Annotated in this window: 5 protein-coding genes; 1 reads left to right on the top strand and 4 read right to left on the bottom strand. The window is 74.1% G+C overall.

All coding sequences use genetic code 11. The features are described from left to right. Positions 1-91: 91 nt before the first annotated feature. The 4 genes from ABTZ99_RS39655 to ABTZ99_RS39640 all read right to left on the bottom strand — a co-directional run bounded on the left by ABTZ99_RS39655 (position 92) and on the right by ABTZ99_RS39640 (position 8,367). Positions 92-2,884 (bottom strand): TNT domain-containing protein, encoded by a 2,793-nt coding sequence (locus tag ABTZ99_RS39655; RefSeq protein ID WP_499618166.1) that lies wholly within the window; start codon positions 2,882-2,884, stop codon positions 92-94. Positions 2,885-2,967: 83 nt separating this feature from the next. Beyond that, complete coding sequence (locus ABTZ99_RS39650; protein ID WP_498782079.1) at positions 2,968-4,470, bottom strand: TNT domain-containing protein; 1,503 nt, start codon at positions 4,468-4,470, stop codon at positions 2,968-2,970. Further along, positions 4,467-4,979 carry a hypothetical protein gene (locus tag ABTZ99_RS39645; RefSeq protein ID WP_498782081.1) on the bottom strand — a complete coding sequence of 171 codons (513 nt, stop codon included), beginning with the start codon at positions 4,977-4,979 and terminating at the stop codon, positions 4,467-4,469. The genes ABTZ99_RS39650 and ABTZ99_RS39645 overlap by 4 nt, the downstream gene beginning before the upstream one ends. Further along, the gene (locus tag ABTZ99_RS39640; RefSeq protein ID WP_499618169.1) at positions 4,942-8,367 is read right to left on the bottom strand and encodes a glycohydrolase toxin TNT-related protein; all 3,426 of its coding nucleotides are present in this window, start codon (positions 8,365-8,367) and stop codon (positions 4,942-4,944) included. The genes ABTZ99_RS39645 and ABTZ99_RS39640 overlap by 38 nt, the downstream gene beginning before the upstream one ends. Here ABTZ99_RS39640 and ABTZ99_RS39635 point away from each other — a divergent pair. Next, positions 8,333-8,797 (top strand): hypothetical protein, encoded by a 465-nt coding sequence (locus tag ABTZ99_RS39635; protein ID WP_499618173.1) that lies wholly within the window; start codon positions 8,333-8,335, stop codon positions 8,795-8,797. The genes ABTZ99_RS39640 and ABTZ99_RS39635 overlap by 35 nt on opposite strands. The last annotated feature ends 273 nt before the right edge of the window (positions 8,798-9,070 follow it).

Raw genomic sequence — 9,070 nt, 5'->3', positions numbered from 1 at the left:
GCATACCGCTGTTGTATGTGGCCCATTCGGCCGTGCCCCCGGGAGCCGCCTCAGGCCCGACTATCGCGAACACGGACTTGTGAAACAGGCGCTAGTGGCCCGGGGCCTCCTGGCCCGCGACCTCGACCAGCACGCCGTCGGCGACCATGTCGTCGATCGTCTTCGGCATCAGGTAGGCCGTGCCGCCGCCGGGCTGCTCGAACCACGGCACGGCCACACCGGTCAGCACCTCGACCGGTCGGCGCAGCCGGTACACGTGGTACGGGCGGTTGATCCACGACGGCACCAGCGAGCGCTGCGCGAACGGAGTGCCCGCCGCGTAGACGAGGTTGCCCTCGCCCTCGCCGAAGCGGTCCACCTCCATGCCGGCGGGCAGCTCGACCATCGTCTTGTGCCGGAACAGGGTGAGCGGCGGTTCGCCGTTCATCGGGTTGATCGGCCACGACCGCTGGGGCTTGGGCTCCTGCGTCGACGTCGTGGCGCCCGACGGCTGGGCCGCGCCCTGCTGCTGGACCGGCGCGGGCGGTTCGACCGGCGGGCGCTGCGGCGGCGCGGGGCGGCGCGGCGGCTCCTCGCGGAACCCGTTGTTCATCGGCGGACGGGGGCGCTGCGGCGGCGGGGGCGGCGGCAGCGGGCGCGGCGGGCGGCGGCTGGTGAGCACCAGCTTGCCGGTCAGGTACGCGGCGGCGTCCTCCAGCCGGTCGAAGCGGACCGGGTTGGTCGGCCCGTGGTCGAACCACGACACCTCCCAGTCCGGGCCCTCGGTGCGCAGCAGCCAGGCGCGGTCGGCGGGCTCGCCGAACCGGTAGGCGGCGGGCGGCACGTCGAGCTCGTCCAGCGCGCGGCGGATGGACGAGAGCTCGCGCTCCTCTTCCGGCGTGACCTGGCGCGGCTCGGCCGGTGGCGGCGGCTGGACGGGCGGTGGCGGCGGTGGTGTCAGGCTCGGCGCGGGGGCCGCGGCCGGGCTCACGTCGTCGAACGGCCGCACGGCCTCGGCGAACTGCGTCGCCTGGTCGGCGAACGGCGGCGGCACCTGTTCCACGAACTGCGGCTGGTCGGCCGGTTCGGCGCGGGCCTCACGGTCCTCGTGGTGGTCGCGGTGCTCGTCGTGGTGGTCGTCGTGGGCTTCGCGGTGGTCGTGGTCGTCGAAGCGGGACTCGGGCTCGTCGTGCCGCTCTTCGTGCCGGTCGTCGGCGGCCTGCTCGGCGAACAGCGGCTCGTCGGGCTGGGTGAACGCCTGCTCGGCCGACTCCTCGAACCGGGTCTCGGCGCGGTCGGCGAAGCCCGGCTCCTCGGTGTGCTCCGGCGTGTAGAGGCGGGCCTGGTCGACCTCGAACTCGGCGGTGACCTCGGCCTCGTCGGCGGAGTGGCGGGCGTCGATTTCGGGCGCCTGCTCCTCGGCCGGCTGCGGCTCGTGCTCGGCCTGCTCGTGCTGGTGCGGGTCGTGCTGGTGCGGGTCGTGCTGGTGCGGTTCGTACGCCTGCTCGTGCTGCTGCTCGTAGACCGGCTCGTGCGACGGCTGCTCGTAGACCGGCTCCGGCTCGGCCTGGTCGTACGCGGGCTGGTCGTGCGGTGCGCGCTCGTGCGGCGCCTGGTCGTGCGCGGGCTCGTCGGTGACCGCCTCGACCTCGCCGGTCTCCTCGGCGGGCCCGGCCTCCGGTTCCTCGTCCGCGAACGGGCTCCAGGTCTGGGTCTCGTGGAGCTCGGGCTGGTCGTCGGCCTCCTCGCGCTCGTAGGCGCCCGGCGCGAACAGGTCCATCCCGTCCACGTAGGACTCGCGCCGGTACCGGTCGTCGATCACCGGGCCGTCCTCGTCGAACCGCACCCGGTACGGCGGGCCGTCCTGCGCGTACTCGATCACGTCCGGCTTGAGCTCGGTGAGGTTCGCCGTCCTCTCGACGTCCGCCGCCGCCTCGGCGGGCCGCGGCTCGTCGGCCGGCGGTTCGGGCAGCGACGCGACCACGGTGGCGCCCACCTCGACGGGCGGCTCGACCGGCGCGGGCGAGGGCTCGGCGACCGGCAGCTCGGTGCCCTGCGGCGCGGCCGGCGCGCCCAGGTTCGCCGCGGCGGCGACCCGGGCCTCCTCGGTCACCTCCGGCAGCACGAAGTCCAGCGCCTTGGCCCGCTCGACCAGCTCCGGCTCCGGCGGCACGCCGTAGGCGCGCAGGTAGTAGCCGACCGCGGCGGGCCAGATCCAGTGGCCGTCGGTCTGGAACGCCACCGGCACCACCGACGGCGCGTCCGGGTTGAGCACGTCCGCGTCGAACCCGCGCCCGATCACCGCGACCGGCGCCCGGTCCAGGTAGCTCAGCAGCAGGGCGTGGTCGGTCTCGGCGATCGGCGGCCGGTTGACCGAGGGCCGACCGCCGGGACCCGCGCCGTCGAACACCCGGGCCGTGCGGAACGCGCGGGGCGGCGCCGCCTGGTCGACGGGCGGCGGCGGCGGGGGCGGCGCCTGCTGGAGCCGTCGCCGCAGCCAGTCCGGCACGTTCTCGTCGGTGCGCGGGAAGAACCGCATCTCGTCCAGGTACGCCTGCGGCGGCGGTGGCGTGGTCCAGGACGGCTCGGCGCGGTCGAAGTCGAGGTTGTAGCTGGACGGGTGGTCAAGCTGGTAGCGGGCGTTGGACCAGCTGCCCCGGCCGTCCCGGTACATGCCCGCGCGCAGCCGCGAGAACAGCCCGGCCACCTCCTGGGGCGGCGACCAGGCGCGCAGGGCGCCGTCGACGGTGCGCACCTCGGCGGCCAGCTCGAAGTACCGGCCGGTCGCGCGGTACTCCGCGGTCACGTGCCGCCACTCCTCCGGCGCGGCCCGCATCAGCGTCAGGCCGATCTGCTTGACCAGCGCATCCTGCTCGGTCGGGTTCAGCGGCTTCAGCTCGGACACGTGCAACATCTTCCCCCGCGACTCCCAGTGCCCGCACGGGCCCCCGCTGAGCCGAACGGAGTAATGACGCCACGCGACCGTGCCTAGACGCCCGGTTGCGGCTGCTGCATCGCCGCCGCGGCCACTTCGACCAGGCTCCCGTCGGCCAACAGGTCACGCACGGAGGCGGCCAGGAAGTAGCCCGTTCCGCCCCCGACTTGCCCGAACCACGGCACCGCGATGCCCTTGAGGGCGGGCACCGGCTTCTGCACCCGGTACACGTGGTAGCGACGGTTCAGCCAATCCGGTGGCAACGATCGGTGGCCGAACATGGTCCCGGCGGTGTAGACGAGGTTGCCCAGCTCCGCGCCGAACCGGTCGAGCTCGGCCCCGACCGGGATGACCACGTTCTCGCGGTCGCGGAACAGCGACAGCGGCGGCTCGTCGGGCATGGGCTGGATGTCCGCGACCGGCAGCACCAGGGCGCCGGTGTCCGCCGCCGCGCGCGTGCGGTCCAGGTCGGCCCGCCACAGCAGCTCGGCCAGCAGCACCTTCGCCGCGTCCACGGCGTGCTCGTACACGCGCGGCCGACCGTGCGGTCCGCGGCTCGCGTCCCAGAACTGGACCTGCCAGCCGGACCGGCCCGGCGCCGGCTCGATGACGAACGCGTCGGGCTTCGGCTCGAGGATCCCGTACTCCGACTCGTCGACCCCGAAGTGGTCCAGCCGCTCCTTGAGGTGGTCGAGCGCGCGCCGGTCGACCTCGGTGATCACGCGCGGCTCGTGCTCGGGCAGCGGCGCGCCCTCGGCCTGCCCGGTGGCGACGGCGACGGCCGCCTGCTCGGCCTCGGCGGCGACCGGCGGCACGGTGTAGCCGTTGTCCCGGATGTGCTGCACGAGCTGCGGCACCGGCGGCACGTGGTGGTTGCGCAGGTAGTACGCCACCCCGCCGGGCCACACCCACGTGCCGTCGGTGTGGAAGGACAGCGGCACGGACGGCGTGGCTTCCGGCTTGAGCGCGTCGGGGCCGTAGGAGCGCGCGGCCAGCACGGCCGGCGCGCGCTCCAGGTAGGCCAGCACGTCGTCCAGCTCCTGCGGGTGCACGGCCGGCCGGTCGTGCACCGTCGGGTCGGGCCCGTCGAACAGCGGCGCGGCGATCACGGTGCTCCGGGCCGGGCCGAGGCCCGCGCGTTCGCGGAGCCAGGCCGGGATCGCGTCGTCGTCGCGCGGGTAGAGCTCCAGCTCTTCGGCGTAGTGCCGCTCGGGGGGCGGCTGGGTCCAGTCCGGCTCGGCGTCCCGGTCGAACTCGGCGGAGTACGTGTCGGGGTGCACGAGGTGGAGCTTGAGCGTGAACCACGTGCCGTGGCCCGGTCGCGCCATGCCGTCGCGCAGCTGCACGAAGAACGGCAGCGCCTCCGGCGGCAGCTCCCAGTCGAACGACGAGCCGTACATGGTCAGCCCGGAGACCTGCGTCTCCACGTAGCGGCCCGTCATCCGGAAGTCGACGAACAGCTGCTCCCAGTCGCCGGGCAGGCGCTGCACCAGCAGGGTGGTGACGGAGCCGAGGATCGCGTTCTGGTCCTCGACGTCCAGCTGCGGTGCGGTCATGCGTTCTGCTCCTCGGTACTTGCTTCCTCCGGGCGGGTTCCGCCCTGGTGAGCGTCCTCGCTCGCCTCGGCCAGCTTGGCGCGCAGCCAGTCGGGGATGAAGGCCTCGTCGCGGGGGAAGGCCTGGAGGTCACGGGCGAAGTCCGCGGCGGGCACCTCCGGGGTGAACCGCGGGTCGTGGTCGAAGTTGTAGGTGATGTCGATGTGGACCGGCGCGTTCACCACGCACCGGGCGGAGAACCACGTGCCGCGGCCCGGCTGGTACAGCACCTGCCGCATCTCCTGGAACGCGGCGTGCAGCCCTTCCGGCGGCATCACCTCGGGGGTGGTGCGGTCGGGCATGTAGACCTTCAGCGTCGCGTCCTGGACGGCCACGGTCATCCGCACCAGCAGGTCGATCCGCCGGAAGCCGTCCGGAGCAGCGTCCAGCAGCATGCCGCCGATGTGCTGGAGCAGCTCGTCGTGGCGCTGCTCAGAACCCGGCCGGCCAGAGGGCTGCGTTGTGCTCATTCGGGTAGCTCCTGACGTAGATCTCGGTCGTGCCGTCGGCGAGCGTCACACGCCACCGCGTCTGGTAGGTGTGGGGGTGGCGTTGCAGCGGGTCGCGCAGGGCGAACGTGTCGATCATCTCGACCGTACCGCCGGACTTCAGGAACTTCGCGCGGTCCCGCTCCATCCGGTGCCATGTCTCGGCGGTGGCGAACGCCGGGCGCCCGTTGCCCTGGTTCTGGTCGCGCTGCTGGCTCGACTGGTTCGCCGCCTCGCCGGGGCCGCCGGTCTCGTTGCCCTGGTGGTGCCCGCCGTCGGACAGCTTCTTGCCGTCCGCGTCGACCTCGCCGTGACTGCCGACGTCGGTCTGGGCGCTGCCGTCGCGCCGGATCGCGCCGCCGGACCTCAGGTCGGGCCGGCCGGTCGTCGCGACCGTCTCGCCGTCGCGGTTCGTGCGACCGCGCCACGCGTCGTTGTCGGCGACCAGCACCGCGTTGGGCAGCGGGTTGTTCAGGTCCGGGCTGAACGGCCGGAACGTGTGCACGTGCGAGGCCGCGCCGTCCGGGCCGGTCTGGAACGTGCCGTAGCCCTGCTTCTTGTGGTCGTCGAGCACGAACCGGGTGTCCGGCGGCAGGTCGGCGCGGCCGGCGAACGGGTCGGCGTTGGAGAACGGCCTGGTCACGGCGGCGCGCTGCTCGGGCGTCCAGCCGCTGGTGTCGCCGCTGACGACGTTCACCGAGTAGACGTAGCCGTCGTCGGTCTTGGTCCGCCGCATGGCCAGCTCGACCTCGCCGTTGGCGGGCGCCGGCCAGCTCTGGGTCGGGTGCTGGGCCTTGCCCAGGCCGTAGAAGCCGTCGGAGGTGACCTCGGCGTGCGACGGCGCCCGGGTGATCTCGGTGTTGACCCGGCTGCGCTGGCCCGAGTGGGTGTCCTCGAAGACCACGTGGCCGGACTCGTCGGTGAGGAACCGGCCGCGGTGCTGGCCGTGCTCGTCGGTGACGAGGTACTCGGTGCTGGGGTCGTGCACCTGGCCGGGCCGGCTGAACGGCTCGCCCTGCCCGAGGTCGGTGACCGGGGCCTGCCTGGTCGTGGTCGGCTCGGTGCGCTCGACCGCGTGCTGCGGGTGGCCCTCGGCGTTGGTGGTGAACTCCTGGTGCAGGGGTCCGCGGTCGATGTTGTAGTTCGTGCCCTGAGAGGTGTGCTGGACCTCGGGGTTGCGGACGTCGGTGGACAGGTAGTCCGGCGCGGCCACCCACCTCGGCTTGCCGTCCGCGTCGGTCTGCACCGTGCCGCGGTAGGTGCCCTCGGTGTCGTGGACCTCCATCCGCGTGTTCGGCGGGAGGTCGGTGCGCGCGGTGAACGCCTCGTCCGGTCTGGGCGCGAGCGGGTGGTCGCGGTCGATCGCCTGCCGGCCGTTGGCTGGCTCGGGGATCGGCTCGATGATCACCGCGCGGTCGATCGTGACGGACCGGTCGCCGATCTTGATCGTGTCCTGGGTGGTCTGGCGGGTGCCGTCGGCGTTGGCCACGAACACGTCGTGCCGGTGGCCGACCTCGACGCGGTAGTGGGCGTTCGGCGCGGGGTGGCGGACCTCGGGGTTGTCGCCGTGGCGGGTGTTCGGCGCGATGGCGTCGACGTGGACGTTGCCGTCGGCGTCCACGTGCACGACGGTGCGGACATTGCCGTCCTCGCCCTGGACCGTGATCCGGGTGTCGCGCGGCAGGTCCTGGCCGGTGTGGAAGAACGACTGGTCGTCGCGCAGCCGGACGTGCTGCTCGTTGGCGGTCTCGGGCGCCGTCCACGGCTGCTGGACCTGCGGCTCGATGTCGAGGCGGCCGCGGTGCTCCTGCCCGTCGGTGGCGAGGTCGCCCCTGGGCTCGTGGCCGGGCGGCATGCCGTGCTCGCCGGTCGGCGCGTGCGTGCCGTCGGGCTCGAACGCGTGCCAGCCGCCGTCGGGCGGGAGCTTCGGGCCGGTGCCCGACTCGTTCGGCTTGCTGGCGTAGACGTTGCCGTCGCGGTCGGACCAGGCCAGGGTGTCCGGCGCGATGACCCGCTGGCCGGTCTCGCGGGCGACGTGCGCGGCCAGGCTGTTCTCGCCGCCCGCGCCCGCGTCGCAGCCGACGAACACGATCGGCCGGTCGGCGAGGTCGGGGTGGTTGTTGATCAGCTCGACCAGCTCGGCGCGGGTGTAGTGCGTGTCGCCGATGCGGACGCCGTCGCCGTCGGTGTGGATGTCGAGGACGACGTGGTCGTCGTTGGCCGGGATGCGGCTCGACAGGTCGCGCAGGCGGTCCTCGGTGTGCAGCGCGACGCCCGAGTCGGTGACCTGGCTGTTGCGGATCGCCTGGTCGACGCGCTGGGACACCTCGCCGATCGGGATCGGTCCCTGGTGCGCGACCGGGCCGAGGTCGGGGTTCGGGGTGAGGGTCGCGGGCGGGTCGGCCGGGGTGTAGCCGTCGAACGCGCCGTTCCGCGCGTCGGCGACGGTGACCGGGTCGGGTGTGCGGACCTTGCCGTCCTGGTCGAACGTGCCGAAGTCGGGCGGCAGCACGCGACCGTCGGCGGGCGGCACGTCGACCTCGTGCAGGACGCCCAGGTCGATCAGGCGCTGGACGCTCATCTTGCCCGTGGCCGGGTCGGCGAGGGCCGCGTCGAGGACGGGTTGGAGCTGGCGCGCGCCGCCGTTCTGGTCGAAGGCGGGTGCGACCGGGGCCAGCTCGACGGTGAGCGGGGCGTCCAGGACGTAGACGTGGTAGCCCTTGCCGAGGCTGTCCGGCATGATCGCGCGCTCGCCGAACCCGTAGGCCTGGCCGTCCGGGCGCAGCGGGGAGAGGAAGTCGCCGTTGGGGCTGCCGAACCGGTCGAGGACGGTGCCGGCGGGCAGTTCCACGACGACCCGCGGGCCGTCCGCGCCCTGGTTCGGCGGCCAGTCGATGCTGCCGTCGGGCTTGGAGTGGGCGTCGCGGAACGACTGGTAGTCGCCGTACGGGCCGTAGGGCTGGTAGGTCGGCTCGATGAGGGCGGCGGCGCGTTGGTCGTACGTGCCGACGGACTGGTCCGTGGGGCCGGTGCTCTCGTGGACGGGGACGTAGGGGCCGTCGTGGGAGAAGCCGGGGACGACGCCCGCCGGTTGGCCCCAGACGTTCTTCTGGGGGAACGGATCCGCGGCGGTGCCGGTATCCGCGCCGGTATCCGCGCCGGTATCCGCGCCGGTATCCGCGCCGGTCGTGTCGGTCTTCGCGTCGGTGTCGGTGCCGGTGCCGGTGTCGGTCTCGGCGGGCCACTCGTGGCTGGACGCCGGGGTGTGCTCGTCGCCGGGTTCGCCGACCAGGTCGTTCGGCGTCTCGGTGCTTTCGGTGTCGGGGGTGCTGTCGGTGTCCGGCGTGCTGTCGGTGGGGTCGGGCGACATGCTGTCCGGCGGCGTGCTGTCGACCGGGGCGCTGTCCGGCTTGGGCCCGTCCGTGGAGGGCGTGGGACCGTCGGTGGCCGGGGTCGGGCCGCTGGTCGGCGGCGTCGGGCCGTCCGTGCCGCGAGCGGCGGGAGCGGGGCCGTCGGTGCGGTGCGGAGCCGTCGGCGGCTGGGAGGTAGCAGGCTGGGAGGTAGCAGGCGGGGCGGTAGCCGGCTGGGCCGAACGTGCCGCCGGCTCCGGCCCGCGCGTCGGCGCGGAAGCGTCCGGCCGGACCGGTGCTCCGGGTTGCGGACCGGCGGGCGCGGGTCCGCCGGGCTGCGGACCGAACCCACCGGGCTGCGGCGCGGGCGCGGACGTCTGCGGCGGAGCGGTGGACGCGGGCCCGCGCTGCTCGGGCAACGCCCCGGGACCGGTCGCGGGCAACGGTTGAACCGGCATCCCGGTCAAGGAACTGGCACTGACGGAGTCGTGCCCGCGCCCGTTCTGATCCCGGCCGGAAGGCGAGCCGGACGACGCGGGAGGAGCGGGAGGTGCGGGAGGATCGGCCACGAAGCCACTGGCCGCGGGCGCGGCAGCCCCACGCCCACCACCGGGCGCACCGCCGGCCGGAGGCGCGACACCGCCGGCCGCACCCGCCATCGGCGCACCAGCCGCCGGAGCCCCAGTCGCCGGAGCCCCAGTCCCGGCCCCCGCGGCGGGAGCT

The organism is Actinosynnema sp. NPDC002837, from assembly GCF_040295345.1.
Classification (GTDB): domain Bacteria; phylum Actinomycetota; class Actinomycetes; order Mycobacteriales; family Pseudonocardiaceae; genus Actinosynnema.
Note: the sequence above shows the minus strand (reverse complement) of the source record. Positions and strands in the feature narration are given on the sequence as shown.